The sequence below is a fragment of the Pseudomonas sp. LBUM1651 genome (genome assembly GCF_059716135.1).
Map to the genome: position 1 here is coordinate 800,737 of NZ_CP166805.1, position 21,377 is coordinate 822,113.

Genomic DNA, 21,377 nt, shown 5'->3' on the forward strand with positions numbered 1-21,377 from the left:
AACCACCCATCAGGAGTTACTGTCATGAGCACCGCACTGGAAACCGTTCTCTACACCGCAAAAACCCACACCGTCGGCGGCCGCACGGGCACCGGCAAATCCAGCGATGGCGAGCTGGACGTGAAATTCAGCTCCCCCGGTTCAGGCAAACCGGGGACCAATCCGGAGCAACTGTTTGCACTGGGTTATTCAGCCTGTTTCATCGGTGCGATACAGGTCGCCGCCGGGAAGCTGAAAGTCAAATTGCCGGAGGATACGTCTGTGGATGCCGAGGTGGATCTGGGCAAAACCGGTGGTGGGGATTTTCAGTTGGCGGTCAGGTTGAACGTCAATATTCCTGGCCTGGAGGAGGGCGTGAAACGTGAGTTGGCTGAGGCTGCGCATCAGATCTGCCCGTATTCGCGGATGACGCGCGGGCATGTGCAGGTGGAGTTGAAAGTCGTTTGATTGCTGGATAAAAAATCCAGGTAACAAAAAAGCCGTGAAGCTCGATTTCTCGAAGCTTTACGGCTTTTTTGGTCTTTCTGGCAAGACTATGGCTTCAGATCATTTGGCCTTCGCGTTCTTGATGTCGCTGATGATCTGCTGCGCAATCGCCTGAACCTGTTTTTTGGTCATGGCCGACATAACGCCTTCCCAGGCCGACGATGAGGTGTCATAGGTCCGGGTTCCTATCAGGCTCCCCGATTTCAAGTCAGAAAAGTCTGCACTTGAATTGACCCAGGCGTTGCCCACCATAATGCCAGCGCCATAGCGTGCACCCGGCGTCAGGTAGCGAAAGTTGCTCACGTTGATGGTGATGCCAACGCCATCCTTGGTGCCCGAACTCAAGGTCTGAGCCTCTGTGAGGCCGTAGCCGGCACGGGCGGCCTCTGCTTGCAGGGCTTCATTCCAGTCGCGCTGTAAAAGCGGCCAATCCTCATTCTGCTGGACCTTGGTGTTCCCTTTGAAATTGACCACCAGGTTTTGCTTCGCTGACTCCTGGATGGCCAGCGTTCCTGCGCCGCCACTTTTCACCGATGCCGCGCAACCCGTCAGAAGTGATAGGGCCAGGAGGCATGAAAAGGAGAGCAAAAACTTTGGATTTTTCATTGAATCTCCATATCCAGAACGATTGGGTTGGCAGTAATAGTCGGTAGTGGCGATCTGATGGCAGATATCAGGGCGCGCAATCTTGAGGTGCAGCCACTTATTTCGTCAAGCTGCTCGGCAGCTTTCAATGAACCGACGCCCAAATGAGGCTCACTCCAGCAGCCGCAGTGGCCTGAAGCCTGAATGACCAAACCCCAGATGCAACAAAACCCGCACTTGGCGGGTTTTGTCTTGCTTCGTATTTGGTGGAGCCGGGGGGATTTGAACCCCCGTCCGCCAGTACTCCGCTGTCGGTACTACATGCGTAGCCGTGTCTATTGAGTTAACCCTCAGCGACCCGACGGGCAGGGTGCTTTGGGCGAGTTGTGTAAGTTTTAGCCGCTTCGTCCACAACGTACTGCACGGCGATTCTGTTCTATATGACAATCACTTTGGGTTTACAGACATCCCCTGATGATTGCTGGACCCGAAGGTACCAGAAGGGAAGGGCTAAGGCTGCTTACGCAGCGAGAGCGTATTCCCCGTAGGTTTCGTCATTGGCAACTATAAGAAGTTGCAACAGTGGATTTACGAGTTCTGTTACCAACTCGGCATGCACCTAAAGTTTCGCAACCGGCGTCGAATCCTAAACGGCCCCGAGCCTATTGCTCTGTGAATCAAAGTGAGCAACAAGCCTGCGCAGTGTACGCCAACGCGGCTCAGAAGGCCAACCCGAAGGTTGGCCACCACAGATTATGGGTTGGGTTCGTTGCGCTGTTTGTCAGCGAGTGCCGATGCCTGGGTGGCCTCGGTGACGCATTTTTTGTCGTCCCCGGAAGCTTGGGAAGCTTCGGCGCTGGACACCAGTCTTTTGATCTCCATTGCGGTGTTGCCGGAGTTCGCCGGCAGTGAATTCACTTTGCTTTTGAGCTCTTGCAGCTTGCTCGTACAAAGGTTGTTGTCCGCAGCAAAGACGGGAGAGGCCAACATTGCAGCAGAAATGAACAGACCAGCGAGTGCGGTACGTTTCATGGATATCTCCTTGAACTGATGGTCTCGGTGCTGCCGTATGAGCGTGCGGCTCGGCCGAGGTCGGAAAATAAGCCACGATTGAATGGGCCTACTTAAAGACTGCGATATTGCGCAAGAATTCGTTTACTGCAGAAGAAGCTATGAAAATGACCCAACCCCAAATGCAACAAAACCCGCGGATTGGCGGGTTTTGTTTTGCCTCGTATCAGCTGGCGCCGGGGGAGCCAGAAGGCCAACCCGAAGGTTGGCATTGTGCTGGGGTTATTGTTTGCCGCCGTCACTTGTTTTCTGAATGGCCTGAATAGTTTGGGTGGTCTCGGCGATGCAATCATCAGTCCCTTGCTTGGTGCCTTTTGCATGATCAGTTTTGGCTTTCTCGACGCTGTCCATTACCTGTTCAGTCATTTCCGGAGGAATCTGTGCCTTGGCATTTTCGATGGTTTTCAGGTTGACCGCACAGAGGTCTTCGACGGCAAACGAGGGGGACGCCATCAGCGAGACAGTAACGAACAGACCTAACAGTACAGAACGTTTCATGTGTATCTCCTTGAACTGAGGGTCCAGGCATTTGCTGGCCATCAGGACGGGCTGCCGATTTTGGGTAAGGCCCGGCAATGACCGGGCTTAATCAGTGGACTACGGCGGTGCGTCAGGGTTCTATTTTTCTTCAGAGGGCCCTCGCCCGAGTCACCCGATCCACCAGATAGACCAGCCCGTGGTAGTCAATTCCACCGTGTTGCGTCAGACCGATCTCACAGGTGCGACTGGTGGAAATCCCCTCGCTGCACTGTTGCACCGCATCCTTGAGCGTGCGCAGCGAATGAGCGTTCAGCTCCGGCGTGGTAAAGCCCTTGTCGCCGGCAAATCCACAGCAGTGAATACCTTCGGGAATGACCACGGATTTGCTGCACTTGCGCGCCAGATCGATCAGCGCCTGACTTTCCCCCAGGTGCTGAGTGCTGCACGTAACGTGTACCGCGATTGGCGCTTCCTGCGGCGTGAATTCGAGCCTGTCCATCAAATGCGTACGGATGAAACGCACTGGGTCGTACAGGTCCAGTCGAGCATCACCCGGGTCCTGAGCCAGGCGCAGAGTGCAGGGGCTGGTGTCGCAGTAAATCGGATCGAGCCCGCCACGGCTGGCGTGCAGTAACGCGCCAATCAGCTCCTGGCGTTTGTGTTCGGCCTGTTCGGCGTAGCCCTTGGAGGCGAACGGCTGACCGCAGCAGAGACTGTCCTGATTGTCCGGAAAGACTACCTGGTAACCGGCTTTTTCCAGCAAGCCACGGGTTTTGTCGTACAGCGACATTTGTTCTTTATCACCGGCTGCCGGACCCATCACCCGCGAGACGCAGGCCGCCAGGTACACCACTCGCGGACGCGCATCCGTCACGGTCGGGCTGAAGCGAATGGCCTTTTCCGGCTGCGGCATGGCATTGGTCCATTGCGGGACCTGACCTTTGGATAGCTTCGTCAGCGTTGCCGAAAGTTTCGCCAGACGCGGCGCTCCCAGCAGCATCCGCGCACCGTTGGCCACGTGCAGGGTGAAACGTGCGCCTTGCAACGCGGTGGCGAAATTGCCTTCAAGCCAGTTGGCAGTTTTCGTATGCGTCGCCTTACGGCTGCGGAGCTTTTTCACCAGCTCGCCGGTATTGATTCCTACAGGGCAACGCTGGGCGCACAACCCGGTGGCGGCGCAGGTGTCGATGCCCTGGTATTCGTAAGCGGCTTCCAGTTCGGTGGTATCCACGCCTGCACGTTTCTTCGCCTGAATGTCACGCCAGATCACGATGCGCTGGCGCGGGCTCAGGGTCAGGCCTTTCGACGGGCAAACCGGCTCGCAGAAACCGCACTCTATGCACTTGTCCACAATCTCGTCGGCGGCCGGCAGCGGTTTCAGATGCTTCAGGTGGATCTGCGGATCGTCGCTCAGCACCACGTCGGGATTGAGAATGCCGTTAGGGTCGAGCAGGCGTTTGAGCTGCCACATCAACTGGTAGGCATCGCTGCCCCATTCCAGTTCGACGAAGGGCGCCATGTTGCGGCCGGTGCCGTGCTCGGCCTTCAGCGAACCGCCGAATTCCACGGCGACCAATTGTGCGACGTCATCCATGAACGCCTGATAGCGTGCGACTTCTTCCGGGTTGTTGAAGCCTTGGGTGAAGACAAAGTGCAGATTGCCTTCCAGGGCGTGTCCGAAAAGAATCGCTTCGTCGTAGTGATGTTTGTCAAACAGCTCGATCAGACGGTTTACGCCGATGGCCAGTTGTTCTACCGGGAAGGTCACGTCTTCGATGATCACCGTGGTGCCGGTTTTGCGCACCGCACCGACGGCGGGGAAAGTGTCCTTGCGAATGGCCCAGAGACGAGCGTTTTCGACTGGGTCTTCGGTGAAGTCGACCTGTTTCTCCACCGGGAATGAGGCCAGTGACGCCATGATTTGCGCCAGTTGCTCATGCAGCAAAGTGGACGACGCAGCGCGGGATTCGATCAGCAGGGCGCAGGCATTGTTCGACAGATGCTGTACGAAAGCCGGCATGCCCGGCTTGTTCTGCACCGAGCGCAGACTGCGGCGGTCCAGCAGTTCCACGGCCGACACCGGTTGGCTTTTCAGCACGGTGACGGCGTTGCAGCAGGTTTCCACATCCGGGAAAACGATCAGCGCTGAGGCCTTGTTCGGGTGGTCGATCACGGTGTCGTAAGTCACTGCGCTGATGAACCCGAGCGTGCCTTCGGAACCCACCAGCAAGTGGCTCAAGATATCCACAGGTTCATCGAAATCCACCAGGGCGTTGAGTGACAGGCCGGTGGTATTTTTCAGACGATATTTGTGGCGGATTTTTGCGGCCAAATCGGAATTGGCGCGGGTCTCGCGACCCAGTGCCGCCAGACGATCAAGCAGCGCTGCGTGGCTCTCGCGAAACGCCGCGACACTTGCCGCATCTTCGGTATCAAGGCAGCTGCCGTCGGCGAGCACCAGGCGAATACCGGCCAGCGTGTGATAGGTGTTTTGCGCCGTGCCGCAGCACATGCCGCTGGCATTGTTGGCGACAATGCCACCGATTTTGCAGGCGTTGATCGACGCCGGGTCCGGACCGATCTTGCGCCCGAACGGTGCCAGCCACGCATTGGCCTGCGCGCCGATCACGCCCGGTTGCAGGCGGATTTGCGTGCCCTGGCCGCGGATCTCTCGACCGTTCCAGTTATCCCCAAGCACGATCAGCACCGAATCGCTGATGGCCTGGCCGGACAGGCTGGTGCCGGCGGCGCGGAAGGTCACCGGGACTTGGTCCCGTTGCGCCAGTCCGAGCAGTGCCACCACTTCATCTTCGGATTCAACGCGGATCACCAGTTTCGGAATCAGCCGGTAGAAACTGGCGTCGGTGCCGAAGGCCAATGTCGACAGTGGATCGTCGAAACGTCGCTCTTGGGGGATCAGTTTCTGTGCATCTCGCAGGAAAGCCGCCGGTAGACTCATTGGTCCTCCAGGATCAAAACCACCAGGTCTTTCGGACCGTGAGCGCCATAGGCCAGGACTTGCTCGATGTCGGCGGTCTTCGACGGGCCGGAGACCAGCAGCGCGTTGGTCGGCATGCCTTGCGCCCAGTTGAATTCCTGCTGCACCTGATAGAAGTTGTCGCGGATTTCACTGGCCTTGAGCAGGGCGAAATGCACCGGCGGCACCAGGCTCATCAAGCGTGGTTCTTCCCGCGTCGGCCAGAGAATCAGACTGCCCGTGGCAGCGATTGCTCCGAGGGTTCCGGTCAGACTGGCGGGCGTGTCGTTGAACAGCTCGGCTTTCCATTCTTCGACCGGACGGTCGTAGGACTTGAGCGTTGGTAGCCCCGGATTTTTCTCCCAGTGCTGAGCGATACGTTGACCATGAGGCGTAGTCGGCGCGATCAACAAGCTCGGCAATTGGCGATCGCGCAGCAATTGCGCCAGCAGCTCTGGCCAGCCGTCGCCTGATGTCAGATGGATTTCCGTGTGCACCGCTTCCATCAGTTTGCGCAACTGCGGGATCCGTTGTTCCGGGGCATAGGTGTAGGGCGCTGTCACCAGTTCGACGTTGAATTCGTCAGGCACGGGCGTGGTGCCGGTCAGACTATTCCGTAACTTGGCGAGGATATTTTGTTTGGCGCTCATCAGCGGTCTCCCTGTTTGGCCAAGTGCTCGCGGGCCATGTCGTGCAGTGAGCGGGCAGCGGGTTTCGGGGCGCTGTGGTTTTGCGTCCACGGGCCGACGTTACTCGGGGCGAGGGCGCGCAGTCGTGTGGCGAAAAAGCCGAACAGCCGGTACAGCGTCGGCGAGCTGTTGAGCTTCGCCCAGGCATTCCAGATAAAGCGTTCCCTGCGCGAATACTTGCTGCCCTGGCCGCGCATGACTTGATGCGGACTGTCCGGGGCTTTGACGTTCTCTTCCCGTAGGCGACGCAGTAAGGCCGGGATAGGAATTTTTACCGGGCAGACTTCACCGCAGGCACCGCACAGTGACGACGCGCTCGGATGGTCCGGGACATTCGCCAGGCCGACCATGTGCGGGGTGATGATTTTTCCGATAGGCCCAGGGTAAACCTCCCCATAGGCATGACCGCCGATTCGAGTGTAGACCGGGCAATGATTCATACAGGCGCCGCAGCGAATGCAGTTCAGGGTCTGGCGCAGTTCGCTGTCGGCAAAAGCCTGGCTGCGACCGTTGTCGAGCAATACCAGGTGCACTTCCCGGGGGCCGTCGAGTTCATGCTCCTTGCGCGAGCCGGAGATCATGTTGACGTAAGTGGTGATCGGCTGGCCCAGCGCGGAGCGTGTCAGCAGTGACAGCAAAGGGACCACGTCCCGCAGGTTTTCAACGACTTTTTCGATGCCGGTCACGGCAATGTGAACCGGCGGGACCGTGGTGGTCATTCGGCCGTTGCCTTCGTTTTCCACCAGCAACAGGGTGCCGGTTTCGGCCACGGCGAAGTTGACGCCGGAGACGCCGATGTCCGCTTCGAAAAATTTCTGTCGCAAGACTTTGCGACCGATCTGAATGAGTTGGTCAACGTCCTTGGTGTACTCCACGCCAAGTTTGTCGTGGAACAAGGACGCGACCTGACCGGCATTCTTGTGGATCGCCGGCATAATAATGTGTGAAGGCTTCTCGTGGTCGAGCTGGACGATGTACTCGCCCATGTCCGATTCCAGACATTCAATGCCCTGTTCAGCGAGGAAATGATTCATCTCCATCTCTTCGCTGACCATCGATTTGCCCTTGATCACTTGCCGCCCCTCGTGAGCGCGGATGATCGAGAGGACGATGCCATTGGCTTCGTCCACCGTTTCCGCCCAGTGCACTGTCACACCGTTGCGGGTCAGGTTCTGTTCAAGCTGCTCGAGCAGGTCGGGCAACTTCGATAACGCACGGGCGCGGACAGCATTGCCCAGCGCTCGCAAATGTTCTCTTTCATGGGCATCGCTGAAGGACGTTGCCCGTTTTGTCATCAGTGAATCCATTGCAGTGCGAAAGTTGTTTCGCAACTGCTTGTCACCCAACGCCGTGTGAGCGCGGGTGCGGAAATCTTCTTCTACGGCAACCGTAGGAATAATCGCGGAAGCGTTCATTGGCCGCCTCCGGTTCGCTGCCAGAGGAAACTGGCCAGATGCTGACCGCGCAACGCTTCCTTCTGTTTCTCCAGCGAGCCGTTGATGTTCATCAGGCAACCGCAGTCGGCACTGAGTACCTTGTGCGCGCCGGATTCCTTCAACGACCGGGTCTTGTCAGCCACCATCGCGCCGGAAATGTCTGGCATACGGACGCTGAATGTCCCACCAAAGCCACAGCATTCACTTTCATGGCTATGGTCGACGCGTTCCACATTGCCCAGCTGCGCCAACAACTCGCGGCCGTGCAGGTGGGTGTTCATCTCGCGACGTGCCGAGCACGAGGTGTGCAACGCCACTTTTACCGGTTCGCCGCTGTCCTTGAGCTGCACCTTGCAGACGAACAACAGGAACTCGGCCAACTCATAAGTCCGGGCCGCCAGCGCCCGAACCTGTTTCAGTGTTTCCGGCTCGTCCTTGAACAAGTCGGCGTAGTGTTCGCGCAGCATGCCGGCACACGATCCCGACGGCACCACCACTGGATAGTCGCCGGCGAACAGCGCCAATTGCGAGCGTGCAACGGTCCGGGCCTGGTCGGTGTAACCGGAGGTGTAGGCCGGTTGCCCGCAACAGCTTTGCCCCTGCGGGTACTCGACACGAATGCCTTCGCGTTCCAGCAGGTGAATCGCATCCATCCCGGCTTCCGGGTAGAACAAATCCACCACGCAGGTCCCGAACAGGTAGACCCGTGACGGTTTTTCGCTGGGATATTGCCGAGGCTCGGGCAGTGGCGGGGCGACGCGGGTCGCGTTTGGCACGGCGTTGTAAAAAAGCTCGCTCATCAGGCGTGTCTCTCGGCCGGTTATCCGTCCGCTGAGGCTGCTGAAATATAGAGGGTGATTCTTTCAGCAGCCTTACAGACCGGGTTGTGGATAGCTGACGCCGGAATCGTAGTCCGGCGTCGGTTTTTGCTGTTTGTCTTGTAGTACTTAGTGCACCAGCATGCCGGTGAACCAGTAGGCCTGAGCCAGGGTGATCAAGCCGACGATGGTTGCGAAGAACAGGCTGTGCTTGAGGGTGAAGCGGAACAGATCCGACTCCTTGCCCACCAGACCGGTCGCGGCGCAGGCCACGGCGATCGATTGTGGCGAGATCATCTTGCCGGTTACGCCGCCGCTGGTGTTCGCCGCGACCAGCAAGGTGTCGTTGACGCCGATCTGGTGTGCGGTAGTCGCCTGCAACGAGCTGAACAGCGCGTTGGACGACGTATCGGAACCGGTCAGGAACACGCCCAGCCAGCCGAGGAACGGCGAGAAGAACGGGAACGCTGCGCCGGTGCCTGCCAGTACCAGGGCCATGGTCGAGGACATGCCCGAGTAGTTGGTGACGAAGGCAAACGCCAGCACCATGCCGATGGACAGAATCGGCCAGCGCAGTTCGTAGAAGGTCTCTCTCAAAGTGGTAAGACCAGTTTTGACATTGATCTTCAGTACCAGCATCGAGATCAACGCGGAGAAGAAAATCGCCGTGCCGGTCGCGGAAATCGGGTCGAGTTTGAACACAGCCGGGATAGCAGTCGGGGCGGCCACGATCGGTGCGACCTTGATCACCATTTGGTCCAGGTGCGGGATCGCGAAGTTGAACACCCAGCTGTACATCGACCCGCCAGCGGCAAACATCGCCTTGAAGGGTTTCAAGGTCCAGATGGTCACCAGCACGGTGAGGATCAGGAATGGTGACCAGGCTTTGAGAATTTCACCGAGGCTGTAGGGCGAAGCCACGGTGCTGCGCGGCAGGCCGAAACCGCCAGCGCTGGCGCTCACCACGGAAGCCGAGACGGCACCGACGATGTGTTGGCCTGCAGCGCGTTTTGGCTGCCAGACTTTCAGGAACAGCGTCAGGGAGATCAGGCTGGCCAGGGCCGAGGTGATGTCCGGCAACTCAGGGCCGATGAAGTTCGAGGTGAAGTATTGGGTGATGGCAAAGCTCAAGCCAGCGACCAGTGCTGCCGGCCAGGTTTCCCGCACGCCGCGCAGGCCGTCCATCATGAACACCAGCCAGAACGGCACGAACAGCGACAGCAGCGGCAGTTGGCGGCCCGTCATGGCGCCGATTTTGAACGCGTCGATACCGGTCACTTGCCCGGCCACGATGATTGGAATCCCCAAGGCACCAAACGCCACCGGCGCCGTGTTGGCGATCAGGCAAAGGCCAGCGGCGTACAGCGGATTGAAGCCCAGTCCTACAAGCAGTGCGGCGGTAATCGCTACCGGTGCGCCGAAACCGGCTGCACCTTCAAGGAATGCACCGAAGCAGAAACCGATCAGCAACACCTGCAAGCGCTGGTCGTCGGTGATCGAGAGGACGGAGCTGCGGATCACTTCGAACTGACCACTCTTGACCGTCAGTTTGTAGAGGAACACGGCAGCCACGATGATCCACGCAATCGGCCACAGGCCGTAAGCGAAGCCATACCCGGCGGCGGCGAATGCCATGTCGACCGGCATCTGAAAGGCGAAGATGGCGACCGCAATGGACAAGGCCAGCGTGATGCTGCCGGCCACGTGCCCTTTGAGCCGGAACACGGCCAACGCCAGAAAGAAAAACACGATGGGAATTACGGCCGCGAGCGCGGAAAAGCCGAGGCTGCCGAGCGGGGTATAGAGCTGTTGCCAGGTTTGCATATGGGGTGGCCCCTAATTGTTGTTGGTCAGGCACTGTTCAGCGTTCTTGGATAATTGGTAATACCAATTTACAATCGCTGTTCGCTAGGGTAAAAGCCTTATAGGCGGTGTGTCAATTTGCCGCCCTAAAACTTTTGTCGAACAAGCGCTATGGCTCCCGAGTGGTGCGCTTGAACAAATGCCGTCGGGTAGGTGCTGGTACAGCGCCGATAGGCCAGAATAGAGAGCCCGGCGAGCCGTCGGGATCGTGGAGATTTGAGTTATGGGGTTTGATCAAATTCGTCAGCGCCGTTTGTCTGACGATATTGTCGAGCAGCTCGAGGGGATGATCCTCGAGGGCACGCTGAAGGCAGGTGAACGCTTGCCGGCAGAACGCGCGCTGGCCGAGCAGTTCGGCGTGTCACGCCCTTCGTTGCGCGAAGCGATTCAGAAGCTGGCGGCCAAGGGCTTGCTGGTCAGTCGCCAGGGCGGCGGAAATTATGTGGTGGAATCACTGGGCACGACCTTCAGTGATCCGCTTCTTCATCTGCTGGAAAGCAACCCCGAGGCCCAGCGTGATCTGCTGGAGTTTCGCCACACCCTGGAAGCGTCCTGCGCCTATTACGCAGCGCTGCGCGCCACGGATGTCGATCGCGAGCGACTGACTGCGGCCTTTAATGAATTGCAGGATTGCTACACGCGTCACGATGAAGTGAGCCGGGCGGAAGAGGGCGCGGCGGATGCGAATTTTCACCTGGCAATCGCCGAAGCCAGTCACAACGCGGTGTTGCTGCACACCATTCGCGGGCTGTTCGATCTGCTCAAGCGCAACGTGGTGACCAACATCGGCGGTATGTACAAGCAGCGCACTGAAACCCGCGACATGCTGATCACGCAGCACCGGGAGTTGTACATGGCGATTATCGAAGGTAGGGCGGAGCAGGCGCGGGAAGTCTCCAGTCGACACATTTTGTATGTGCAGGAAGTACTGGAAGAGGTGCGTCAGGAAGTGCAGCGCATGGCCCGGGCGGAGCGGCGCAAGGGGATGTAGTCAGTCAGTTTTGTATCGTTTTTGCGATTGCCTTCGCGGGCAAGCCTCGCTCCTACAGGATTACGCGGTCCTGTAGGAGCGAGCGGGCGGCGTTCCGACTTGCCCGCGAAGGCGGTCTCAAGGAAGGAAATTACTCTTCCTTGCCCTTGTTGCGCACCGCACGCTGCAACTCGCGACCGGCGTCGCGTTCGCGTTCGGTGTCACGCTTGTCGTATTCCTTCTTGCCCTTGCCCAACGCGATCTCGCACTTGACCATGTGCTTGCTCCAGTACCAGGACAGGCACACGCACGCGTAACCCTTTTGCTGCACGGCGGCGGCCAGCTTTTCCAGCTCTCGGCGGTTGAGCAGCAATTTACGGGTGCGCGTCGGATCAGCGATGACGTGGGTGCTGGCGGTCGTCAGGGGGGTGATGTGACTGCCGAGCAGCCAGGCTTCCCCATCCTTGAGCAGCACGTAACTGTCGACCAGTTGCAGCTTGCTCGCCCGCAGACTTTTTACTTCCCAGCCGGCCAGGACCAGACCAGCCTCGAACCGATGTTCGATGAAGTAATCGTGTCGCGCCTTTTTATTTTGCGCGATGGTCCCTGTTGGGTGTTTCTTCTGTTTAGCCATAGGGGCGGCATTATAGGGAGTTGCAAGCGAGTCGGCTACGGTGACGCAGCGTGCTTGAGCAGGTTGATTGAATCCCGGACAATGCGCCCTCTTTTTTCAATGCTTGGACGTGGTAACGATGTCGACAGACAAGGTTTCTGTCCACGGCAGTTGGGCTAGCCGCTGGGTCTTCATACTCGCCGCGACCGGTTCGGCCGTGGGCCTGGGTAGCATCTGGAAGTTCCCGTACATGGTCGGGGTCTACGGCGGCGGTGCGTTTGTGTTGATGTTCCTGGCCTGTATCGCACTGATCGGCGTGCCGGTCATGCTGGCGGAAACCCTGATCGGCCGGCGCGCCCGGCAAAGTCCGGCCAACGCCTTGAAGGTGCTGGCGCTGGAGGCGGGGCATTCGGGAAAGTGGTCCTGGGGCGCGTTCGCCGGGATGATCACGGCTCTGCTGATCCTGTCTTTCTATAGCGTTGTCGGCGGCTGGTCGCTGGATTACATCATCGACATGGGGCGCGGCGATTTCCAGGGGGTAACGCCCGATCAGGTTGGCGCTTACTTTGGCAGGGTGATCGCCGACCCATGGCGCCTGACACTTTGGCACACGATTTTTATGCTGCTGTCCGCCATTGTGATCGCCAAAGGCGTCGTCGCCGGGCTTGAACGCAGCCTGCGCATCATGATGCCGTTGCTCTTTGTGATGATTCTGGTGCTGCTGGGTTACAGCATGACCACCGGCCATTTCATGGAGGGCGTGCATTTCATGTTCGACTTCCACCCGGAAAAAGTCCTCGACGGCTTGCTGCCCGCCATGGGGCATGCGTTCTTCTCCCTCAGCGTGGGCGTGGGTTCGATCATGATCTACGGCGCTTACATGCCTAAGGACTCGTCGATTTCAGGCACCGTCGTCGGAGTAGCGCTGCTCGATACCTTTGTTTCGCTCGTGGCCGGCCTGGCGTTGTTTCCAATAGTGTTTGCTGCCGGCCTGAATCCGAGTGAAGGCCCTGGCCTGATGTTCGTCAGCCTGCCATTTGCCTTTGGTAACGTAGCGTTCGGCCAGTTGATGGGCGTAGTGTTTTTCGTGCTGGTAGCGATTGCGGCCTGGAGTTCGGCGATTTCGTTGCTGGAGCCGATGGTGGCTTACCTGGTTGAACGTACTAAAGTCAGTCGCGCCTGGGTGACGTTCTGGCTGGCGTTCACGTGCTGGTTCGTCGGTCTGGGGACGGTGTTTTCCTTCAATATCTGGAAGGAAGCCAGGTTTTTCGTGAACGAAGGCGGAATGTTCCATCTCTATCAATGGGGTGCGGCCGGCGGCCTGGATTTCTTTGGCGTGATCGATTTCTTTACCTCGCGGATCATGCTGCCACTCGGTGGTTTGTGCTTCGTGGTGTTTGCGGGCTGGGTGATGGGGCGTGAAGCGGTGCGCGACGAGTTGTCGATCCGCAGCCCCATGTTGTTCAATCTGTCCCTGTTTTTGATGCGCTATGTAGCGCCCATCGGCATTCTCGTAGTGTTTGCCGCCCAGCTGTGGAAGTGACGCTGACATGACGACACACATTCAACGTTCGGCACTGCTGCCGTATCCGGCGCAAGCGCTGTATGACCTGGTCAATGACGTGGCGCGTTACCCGGAGTTTCTGCCGTGGTGCTCGTCGGCCGAAGTCCTGGAAAGCTCTCCCGAGCATATGCGCGCGAGCGTAGGTGTGGCCAAGGGTGGTCTCAGCCAGCATTTCGTGACGCGCAACGCGCTGGTTCCGGGGCAATCGATCGAGATGAACCTCGAGGAAGGCCCGTTCACTCAGTTGCATGGCATCTGGGTGTTCAAGGCATTGACCGACAAGGCCTGCAAGATCAGCCTGGACCTTTCGTTCGATTACGCCGGGCCGATTGTTCGCGCGACCCTGGGGCCGCTGTTCAATCAGGCGGCCAATACGCTGATGGATGCGTTCTGCCAGCGCGCCAAGCAAATGCATGGTTGAGGCCGTGATCGAGGTTGAGGTGGTGTATGCCGCCGTGGACCGTCAGGTGCTTCTCTGTGAAACGGTGCCCGCAGGCACGACAGTGCGGATGGCTTTGCTGGAGTCGAGGGTGGCCGAGGCGTTTCCGGAGCTGGATCTGGCTAATTGTCCCGTGGGGATATTCGGCAAGGTGGTCGCGGATCCGGACATTCGTCAGGTTCAGGCGGGGGATCGCATCGAGATTTATCGGCCGCTGCTGGCTGATCCGAAAGAGGTTCGCCGGCTTCGCGCCGCCAAGGCTGCCGAGGCCAAAGCGCGGAATCAGTGATGCGCCAAACGCCAGACAATAAAAAACCCGGACATTCCGGGTTTTTTATTGCGTCGCAAATTACTGCGGCGAGGTTTCCAGCGGTTCTGGCGTCGGGACCGGTACGGTTTCTACGCCGTCCACGTCCTTCTGGATCTGATCCAGCAACGAACCCGGCTTGACCGGTTTTTCCGGTTTCGGCTTCTCGGCGTTTTCTGCAGGTGCGGTCACGTTAGTGCCGCTGTCCTTGCCGAGAATGGCTTCGTCCCGGCTCACGCCTGGCATGAAATCACCAGAGAGGCTGACAAGTTGGTCATTTGGGTTGAAGATAACGCTAATGCGTTCCTGTTGGCGTTCACCGCCACCCGGTTGCAGGCTGTACAGATAATCCCAGCGATCGGCATGGAACGTGTCGGTCAGCAGAGGGTTGCCCATGATAAACCGTACTTGCCGACGGGTCATTCCCGGGCGTAACTGGTCTATCATGTCCTGCGTGACGACATTGCCCTGCTGGATGTCGATTTTGTAAACCCCGGGGAATGAACAACCGGCGAGTGCGAGCAGTCCCACAAAGGTGAAACTGGTTAGCAAGAGCTTGGTGTTTTGCATCGGTGGGCGACTTCCACTATCTTGGCTGGGACAACGTAAACGCCGATCATACCCGCATTAAGAGAAGCTGCGAAGCAGCATCGCGAGAAAGCTGACCATGGTTGAAAATAGCGAACTACGCAAAGCCGGCCTCAAAGTGACCCTCCCACGGGTCAAGATTCTGCAAATGCTCGATTCCGCCCAGCAACGCCACATGAGTGCCGAGGATGTTTACAAGGCGCTGATGGAGGCTGGTGAGGACGTTGGTCTGGCCACGGTTTACCGTGTACTGACCCAGTTCGAGGCAGCTGGCCTTGTGGTGCGGCACAACTTCGATGGAGGCCATGCGGTCTTCGAGCTGGACGACGGCAAGCATCACGACCATATGGTCAACGTCGAGACCAGTGAAGTGATCGAATTCTTCGACGAAGAAATCGAGCGTCTGCAGAAAGCCATCGTCGATAAGTATGGCTTCGAGATGGTTGATCACAATCTGGTGCTGTACGTACGCAAGAAAAAGTAAGCATGTCGCGCGAACTTCAGGTTCGTGAAACGAGCGAAGGCGACCCCAGGGTCGCCTTCGTGCTTTCTGCCGTTCCTAAATTTTTGCGGTAACGACCATTTTCTTGGCGTGAGCCAAGGATTCCTTGGTCAGGTCGATGCCACCCAACATGCGTGCCACTTCTTCGACGCGATCGTTCTTGCTTAGCTTGGAGACGGCTGTGTGTGTCGCATCCTCGCCGCGCACCTTGTGCACAAATAGATGCTGGTGCCCTTGCGCCGCCACTTGTGGCAGGTGAGTCACTGTGAGGACTTGCCCACGCTCACCTAGGCGACGCAGTAGCTGGCCGACAATCTCCGCTGTTGGACCGCCAATGCCCACGTCCACTTCGTCGAATACCAGGGTCGGTACGCGCGAAGTCTGTGCAGTGATCACCTGAATCGCGAGGCTGATCCGCGACAACTCACCGCCTGAGGCTACTTTGGCCAGGGCTTTCAATGGTTGCCCAGGGTTGGCGCTTACCAGCAGTTCGACCTGTTCCAGTCCGTTCGGCAGCAACTCATCGCTGCCGTTGGGGCGCAGCTCGATGGTAAAGCGTCCACCGGGCATGCCCAGTCGCTGGATTTCCTGTTCCACGGCACTGGCCAGACTGCTTGAGGCCTGGTGGCGCAAGTCGCTCAGCTCCCGGGCCTTTTCCTGATAGTGACGGGCATAGGAGGCCAGTTCGTCGCTTAGCCGCTCGATGGATTCATCATTGGCATTCAGGGTTTCGATTTCATCCAGCAGCCGCTGCTGCATCTCGGCGACCTCGGTCGGCTGGATGCGGTGTTTGCGCGCCATGGTGTAGATCGCATCGAGGCGTTCTTCCAGGTACTGAAGGCGCGCCGGGTCGGCGTCGAAGTTATCGAGGAAGCGATTCAGCTCGCCCACCGCTTCTTCAACCTGGATCTGCGCACTGGTCAGCAAGCTGCTGGCTTCGCCCAGTGCGCCAATCGAGTTGTTCACGCTCGACAGGCGATTGAGGCTTGCAGTCAGGGCGTTCAGGACATTTCCGGAATCACTTTCGCTGCATTGTTCGACCACTTGTCGGCAGATGCCCAGCAGGGTTTCGGCGTTGGTCAGGTTCTTGTGTTCCTGCTCCAACTGCTCCAGTTCGTTTTCACCGAGGCCGAGGTTTTCAAGTTCCTCGAGTTGATAGCTGAGCAATTGATGGCGAGCGCGCTGCTCGTCGCCGGAGTTGGACAGTCGTTCCAGCTCCTGGCGGGTCTGGCGCCAGCGCTGGGCGGCCAATTGCACTTGGCGGGCAAGGTCGGTGGCGCCGGCGTATTCGTCGAGCAGGCGGCGGTGAGTGTCGGTCTTGAGCAGGGATTGGTGCTCGTGCTGGCTGTGGATATCAATCAGCAACTCGCCCAGGGCCTTGAGGTCACCCAGTGGGCAGGGCGTGCCGTTGATGTAGCCACGCGAACGTCCTTCGGCGGTGATTACCCGCCGCAGGATGCACGGGCCATCGCTTTCGAGGTCGCGCTCGGCCAGCCAGGCGCTGGCTTCGGGGATGTCGACCAGGTCGAAGGTTGCAAGGATGTCGGCCTTGTCAGCGCCGGGGCGGACCACGCCACTGTCGGCGCGATCGCCCAAGGTCAGGCCGAGGGCGTCGAGCATGATCGACTTGCCGGCGCCGGTTTCCCCTGTGATCACGCTCATCCCGCGATCGAGTTCGAGATCGAGATGTTCGACGATGGCGTAGTTGTGTACGGACAGGTGCACCAGCATAAAGGCCGCTCCCAGGCTTTAGGTCTGGTTATTTATACAGTGTTTTATTTGTGCCTGACAATGCCCTCGCTTAGCTCGATTTGCTTGGTCCGACGAAATCGTTAGCGCATCGAGGAATGGCAATGCAGCTGTTTTTTGTAGGGTTAATCATATCGAGCCCCTTGAAGCTGATTTTTGCGGCCCCATATACCGGGACAGAAGCGCGAGTTGAGCTCGCGGACGAAATTGAAAGGAGAAATCTATGGCTGACGAACAGACAGTGGATACGCAAAATCTAGACGCCGATCAGGCTGCCCAGGATTCGGGTAATGACCTGGCGGCTCGTGTACAAGTGCTCGAAGAGCAACTGGCTGGCGCCCAGGATCAGGCCTTGCGTGTAGCGGCTGATCTGCAGAACGTCCGCCGCCGCGCCGAGCAGGATGTAGAAAAAGCGCACAAATTCGCCCTGGAAAAATTCGCAGGCGATTTGCTGCCGATCATCGACAGCCTGGAGCGTGGTCTGGAGTTGTCCAGTCCGGATGACGAAAGCATCCGTCCAATGCGCGAAGGCATCGAGCTGACCCTGAAAATGTTCCAGGACACCCTGAAGCGTTATCAGCTGGAAGCGATCGATCCGCATGGCGAACCGTTCAACGCCGTTCAGCATCAGGCAATGGCCATGCAGGAAAGCGCCGACGTAGAGCCGAACAGTGTGCTCAAGGTGTTCCAGAAGGGCTATCAGCTCAACGGTCGTCTGCTGCGCCCGGCCATGGTCGTGGTCAGCAAGGCCCCTGCGCCGGTTTCGCCTTCGATTGACGAGCAGGCTTGAAATTAGCCGCAAGGCCCCCATTTAGAAGTCAAGCGTTTAAGTGCTACCGCAGTTAGCCACCACTGCTGCGGCAACCAAATCCAAAGTTTCGGGAGAGTGAACATGGGCAAAATTATCGGTATCGACCTGGGGACTACCAACTCCTGCGTCTCCGTGCTTGAAAACGGCGTAGCCAAAGTAATCGAAAACGCCGAAGGCGCGCGTACCACGCCGTCGATCATCGCTTACGCCAACGATGGCGAAATCCTGGTTGGCCAGTCGGCCAAGCGTCAGGCTGTGACCAATCCGCACAACACCCTGTATGCGGTGAAGCGTCTGATCGGTCGTAAGTTCGACGAAGAAGTCGTACAGAAAGACATCAAGATGGTCCCTTACAAAATCGCCAAGGCTGACAACGGCGACGCGTGGGTAGAAGTGAACGGCCAGAAAATGTCGCCGCCACAAATCTCGGCTGAAATTCTGAAGAAAATGAAGAAGACCGCCGAAGACTACCTCGGCGAACCAGTGACCGAAGCGGTGATCACCGTTCCGGCCTACTTCAACGACAGCCAGCGTCAGGCGACCAAAGACGCCGGTCGCATCGCAGGCCTGGACGTTAAACGTATCATCAACGAACCGACCGCAGCCGCTCTGGCTTACGGTATGGACAAGGCGAAAGGCGATCACACCGTGATCGTTTACGACCTGGGCGGCGGTACTTTTGACGTTTCCGTGATCGAAATCGCGGAAGTCGATGGCGAGCACCAGTTCGAAGTATTGGCCACCAACGGTGACACGTTCCTGGGTGGTGAAGACTTTGACATTCGTCTGATCGACTACCTCGTCGACGAATTCAAGAAAGAAAGCGGCATGAACCTCAAGGGTGACCCGCTGGCCATGCAGCGCCTGAAAGAAGCCGCTGAAAAAGCCAAGATCGAACTGTCCTCGAGCATGTCGACCGACGTGAACCTGCCGTACATCACTGCAGACGCCACCGGTCCCAAGCACTTGAACGTGAAAATCTCCCGCGCCAAGCTCGAAGCGCTGGTAGAAGACCTGGTTCAGCGCACCATCGAACCTTGCCGCATTGCTCTGAAAGACTCCGGCATCGACGTTGGCGCGATCAACGACGTGATCCTGGTCGGCGGTCAGACCCGTATGCCACTGGTTCAGAAGCTGGTGACCGAGTTCTTCGGCAAAGAAGCACGTAAAGACGTGAACCCGGACGAAGCCGTTGCCATGGGTGCTGCTATCCAGGGCGCCGTATTGGCCGGTGACGTGAAAGACGTTCTGCTGCTCGACGTCAGCCCGCTGACACTGGGTATCGAAACCATGGGTGGCGTGATGACCGCGCTGATCGAGAAAAACACCACGATTCCTACCAAGAAATCGCAAGTGTTCTCGACTGCCGACGACAACCAGGGCGCCGTGACCATTCACGTGCTGCAAGGCGAGCGTAAGCAAGCGGCTCAGAACAAGTCGTTGGGCAAGTTCGACCTGGCCGAGATTCCACCAGCGCCACGCGGTGTGCCACAAATTGAAGTGACCTTCGACATCGATGCCAACGGCATCCTGCACGTAGGCGCCAAAGACAAGGCTACCGGCAAGGCTCAGTCGATCGTGATCAAGGCCAACTCCGGTTTGTCTGATGAAGAGATCGAGAAAATGATTCGCGATGCTGAAGCGAACTCCGAGGAAGACCGCAAGTTCGAAGAACTGGCGACTGCCCGCAACCAGGGCGATGCACTGGTTCACTCGACTCGTAAAATGGTCGCGGAAGCAGGCGATAAAGTGACTGCTGAAGAGAAGGCTGCAATCGAAGCTGCTGTTGTTGCTCTGGAAGCCGCTGTTAAAGGCGACGACAAAGCTGCAATCGAAGCCAAAGTTGAAGAGCTGTCGAAAGTCTCCGCTCCAGTGGCGCAGAAGATGTACGCCGAACAGGCTCAGCCTGCTGAAGGCGCGGCACCGCACGACGAAAAAGCTGAAAAGGCTGACGACGTTGTCGATGCCGAGTTCGAAGAAGTCAAAGACCACAAGTAAGTTGTTGGTCGCCCGGTTGACTGCCTTGAGGCGGTGACTGGTAGGATGTCGCCGCGCGGGAGCCTGCTCCCGCGTTGGCGTGTCTGGAGTACACGAATTTTTACAGCATGCGACAGCGCTCGTGTGTTGGCGGTATGGCCGGGAATGCTCCTGCTTTTCGAGCCGAAAGTACTGCAATGAATCAAAGACCAGGATCGTTGAATTGACGTGAGTTGGGTCCGGGCCTGTATTGGGGCTCAACGAGTTTGGCGAGGCTCAGGAGAGGTTTGCCGAACGTCCTTAAGAGTGCAAAGACTTATGGCAAAGCGTGACTATTACGAAGTATTGGGTGTTGAGCGTGGCACAAGCGAAGCGGACCTGAAAAAGGCCTACCGTCGCCTGGCGATGAAGCACCACCCGGACCGTAATCCCGATGACAAAGCGTCGGAAGAGATGTTCAAGGAGGCCAACGAGGCCTACGAAGTGCTGTCCGATTCCAGCAAACGCGCGGCGTACGACCAGTACGGTCACGCCGGTGTCGACCCGAGCATGGGTGGCGGCGGTGCCGGTTTTGGCGGTCAGAACTTCTCCGACATCTTTGGTGATGTCTTCAGTGACTTCTTCGGTGGCGGTCGCGGCGGTGCTCGTGGCGGCGCCCAGCGCGGCAGCGACCTGCGTTACACCCTGGAGCTGAATCTGGAAGAAGCGGTGCGCGGCACAACCGTGAATATCCGCGTTCCGACACTGGTCAACTGCAAGCCATGCGATGGCTCGGGTGCCAAGAAAGGCTCCTCGCCGATCACCTGCCCGACGTGCGGCGGTATCGGTCAAGTCCGCATGCAGCAAGGTTTCTTCTCGGTGCAGCAGACCTGCCCGCGCTGCCATGGTCAGGGCAAGATCATTTCCGATCCATGCACCTCCTGCAACGGTGACGGCCGCGTTGAAGAGTACAAAACCCTTTCCGTGAAAGTGCCGGCCGGTGTCGACACCGGTGACCGCATTCGTCTGTCCGGCGAAGGCGAGGCGGGTGCTCAGGGCGGTCCGACTGGCGACCTGTACGTGGTGATCAATGTGCGCGAGCACGCGATCTTCCAGCGCGACGGCAAGCACCTGTTCTGTGAAGTGCCGATCAGCTTCGTCGATGCGGCGCTGGGTGGCGAGCTGGAGATTCCGACCCTTGATGGTCGGGTCAAACTGAAAATCCCTGAAGGGACTCAGACCGGCAAACAATTCCGTGTGCGCGGCAAAGGCGTTGCGCCCGTGCGTGGTGGCGGTGCCGGTGACCTGATGTGTCGTGTGGCGGTCGAAACCCCGGTCAACCTGGGACGTCGTCAACGCGAATTGCTGGAAGAGTTCCGCAGTTCGCTGGCGGACGACAACAGCCATTCGCCGAAAACCACCGGCTGGTTCGAAGGCGTGAAGCGCTTCTTTGGCGATCTGTAAGGAGTGAGC

At 58.3% G+C, this 21,377-nt stretch carries 20 protein-coding genes and 1 other RNA gene; 9 read left to right on the plus strand and 12 right to left on the minus strand.

All coding sequences use genetic code 11. From position 1 onward, the window contains the following. The first annotated feature begins 24 nt into the window (after window positions 1-24). Complete coding sequence (locus ACA066_RS03630) at window positions 25-447, plus strand: organic hydroperoxide resistance protein (RefSeq protein ID WP_497698164.1); 423 nt, start codon at window positions 25-27, stop codon at window positions 445-447. 99 nt (window positions 448-546) lie between these two features. Here the strand turns inward: ACA066_RS03630 and ACA066_RS03635 are convergent, their stop codons facing one another. The 9 genes from ACA066_RS03635 to ACA066_RS03675 all read right to left on the minus strand — a co-directional run bounded on the left by ACA066_RS03635 (window position 547) and on the right by ACA066_RS03675 (window position 10,366). Further along, window positions 547-1,092 carry a hypothetical protein gene (locus ACA066_RS03635; RefSeq protein ID WP_497698165.1) on the minus strand — a complete coding sequence of 182 codons (546 nt, stop codon included), beginning with the start codon at window positions 1,090-1,092 and terminating at the stop codon, window positions 547-549. 243 nt (window positions 1,093-1,335) lie between these two features. Continuing rightward, window positions 1,336-1,729, minus strand: a transfer-messenger RNA (tmRNA) gene (gene ssrA, locus ACA066_RS03640). A 95-nt stretch (window positions 1,730-1,824) separates the two neighbouring features. Continuing rightward, a complete protein-coding gene (locus ACA066_RS03645; protein WP_497698166.1) occupies window positions 1,825-2,103 on the minus strand; it encodes a PA2433 domain-containing protein in 279 nt (92 codons plus the stop codon). A gap of 261 nt (window positions 2,104-2,364) precedes the next feature. After that, window positions 2,365-2,640: a PA2433 domain-containing protein gene (locus ACA066_RS03650; RefSeq protein WP_497698167.1), complete on the minus strand. Its 276-nt coding sequence runs from the start codon at window positions 2,638-2,640 to the stop codon at window positions 2,365-2,367. 130 nt (window positions 2,641-2,770) lie between these two features. Beyond that, on the minus strand, window positions 2,771-5,581 hold the full coding sequence (locus ACA066_RS03655; protein WP_497698168.1) for an FAD-binding and (Fe-S)-binding domain-containing protein: 2,811 nt from the start codon (window positions 5,579-5,581) through the stop codon (window positions 2,771-2,773). Then, on the minus strand, window positions 5,578-6,249 hold the full coding sequence (locus ACA066_RS03660; RefSeq protein WP_497698169.1) for a LutC/YkgG family protein: 672 nt from the start codon (window positions 6,247-6,249) through the stop codon (window positions 5,578-5,580). Before ACA066_RS03660 ends, ACA066_RS03655 begins: the two co-directional genes overlap by 4 nt. After that, on the minus strand, window positions 6,249-7,703 hold the full coding sequence (locus ACA066_RS03665) for a LutB/LldF family L-lactate oxidation iron-sulfur protein (RefSeq protein ID WP_497698170.1): 1,455 nt from the start codon (window positions 7,701-7,703) through the stop codon (window positions 6,249-6,251). Before ACA066_RS03665 ends, ACA066_RS03660 begins: the two co-directional genes overlap by 1 nt. Next, window positions 7,700-8,524, minus strand: a complete 825-nt coding sequence (locus ACA066_RS03670; RefSeq protein ID WP_497698171.1) for a (Fe-S)-binding protein — start codon at window positions 8,522-8,524, stop codon at window positions 7,700-7,702. Before ACA066_RS03670 ends, ACA066_RS03665 begins: the two co-directional genes overlap by 4 nt. 147 nt (window positions 8,525-8,671) lie before the next feature. After that, window positions 8,672-10,366, minus strand: a complete 1,695-nt coding sequence (locus ACA066_RS03675) for a lactate permease LctP family transporter (RefSeq protein WP_497698172.1) — start codon at window positions 10,364-10,366, stop codon at window positions 8,672-8,674. A gap of 262 nt (window positions 10,367-10,628) precedes the next feature. Here ACA066_RS03675 and ACA066_RS03680 point away from each other — a divergent pair, with 262 nt between their 5' ends. Next, window positions 10,629-11,396: a GntR family transcriptional regulator gene (locus ACA066_RS03680; protein ID WP_497698173.1), complete on the plus strand. Its 768-nt coding sequence runs from the start codon at window positions 10,629-10,631 to the stop codon at window positions 11,394-11,396. A gap of 130 nt (window positions 11,397-11,526) precedes the next feature. Here the strand turns inward: ACA066_RS03680 and smpB are convergent, their stop codons facing one another. Next, complete coding sequence (smpB, locus tag ACA066_RS03685; RefSeq protein WP_008029800.1) at window positions 11,527-12,009, minus strand: SsrA-binding protein SmpB; 483 nt, start codon at window positions 12,007-12,009, stop codon at window positions 11,527-11,529. 118 nt (window positions 12,010-12,127) lie between these two features. Here smpB and ACA066_RS03690 point away from each other — a divergent pair, with 118 nt between their 5' ends. From ACA066_RS03690 to ACA066_RS03700, 3 genes are read left to right on the plus strand one after another with little or no spacing between them, the layout of a single operon-like run. Beyond that, entirely contained in the window at window positions 12,128-13,531 is a 1,404-nt protein-coding gene (locus ACA066_RS03690; RefSeq protein WP_497698174.1) for a sodium-dependent transporter, read from the plus strand. A gap of 7 nt (window positions 13,532-13,538) precedes the next feature. Further along, the gene (locus ACA066_RS03695; protein ID WP_497698175.1) at window positions 13,539-13,973 is read left to right on the plus strand and encodes a type II toxin-antitoxin system RatA family toxin; all 435 of its coding nucleotides are present in this window, start codon (window positions 13,539-13,541) and stop codon (window positions 13,971-13,973) included. Further along, the gene (locus tag ACA066_RS03700; protein WP_497698176.1) at window positions 13,966-14,280 is read left to right on the plus strand and encodes an RnfH family protein; all 315 of its coding nucleotides are present in this window, start codon (window positions 13,966-13,968) and stop codon (window positions 14,278-14,280) included. Before ACA066_RS03695 ends, ACA066_RS03700 begins: the two co-directional genes overlap by 8 nt. 60 nt (window positions 14,281-14,340) lie before the next feature. On the opposite strand, the gene ACA066_RS03705 is transcribed toward ACA066_RS03700, so the two are convergent. Further along, a complete protein-coding gene (locus ACA066_RS03705) occupies window positions 14,341-14,868 on the minus strand; it encodes an outer membrane protein assembly factor BamE (RefSeq protein ID WP_150633548.1) in 528 nt (175 codons plus the stop codon). Between the two features lie 97 nt (window positions 14,869-14,965). On the opposite strand from ACA066_RS03705, the gene fur reads away from it, so the two are divergent. After that, window positions 14,966-15,370 (plus strand): ferric iron uptake transcriptional regulator, encoded by a 405-nt coding sequence (gene fur / locus ACA066_RS03710; RefSeq protein WP_461951940.1) that lies wholly within the window; start codon window positions 14,966-14,968, stop codon window positions 15,368-15,370. A gap of 75 nt (window positions 15,371-15,445) precedes the next feature. Here fur and recN read toward each other — a convergent pair whose 3' ends face one another. After that, a complete protein-coding gene (gene recN, locus ACA066_RS03715; RefSeq protein ID WP_497698177.1) occupies window positions 15,446-17,119 on the minus strand; it encodes a DNA repair protein RecN in 1,674 nt (557 codons plus the stop codon). Window positions 17,120-17,360: 241 nt separating this feature from the next. On the opposite strand from recN, the gene grpE reads away from it, so the two are divergent. The 3 genes from grpE to dnaJ all read left to right on the plus strand — a co-directional run bounded on the left by grpE (window position 17,361) and on the right by dnaJ (window position 21,368). Then, window positions 17,361-17,927 carry a nucleotide exchange factor GrpE gene (gene grpE / locus ACA066_RS03720; protein ID WP_497698178.1) on the plus strand — a complete coding sequence of 189 codons (567 nt, stop codon included), beginning with the start codon at window positions 17,361-17,363 and terminating at the stop codon, window positions 17,925-17,927. A gap of 102 nt (window positions 17,928-18,029) precedes the next feature. Further along, window positions 18,030-19,946 carry a molecular chaperone DnaK gene (gene dnaK, locus ACA066_RS03725; protein WP_497698179.1) on the plus strand — a complete coding sequence of 639 codons (1,917 nt, stop codon included), beginning with the start codon at window positions 18,030-18,032 and terminating at the stop codon, window positions 19,944-19,946. Between the two features lie 297 nt (window positions 19,947-20,243). Beyond that, window positions 20,244-21,368 (plus strand): molecular chaperone DnaJ, encoded by a 1,125-nt coding sequence (dnaJ, locus tag ACA066_RS03730; protein ID WP_497698180.1) that lies wholly within the window; start codon window positions 20,244-20,246, stop codon window positions 21,366-21,368. The last annotated feature ends 9 nt before the right edge of the window (window positions 21,369-21,377 follow it).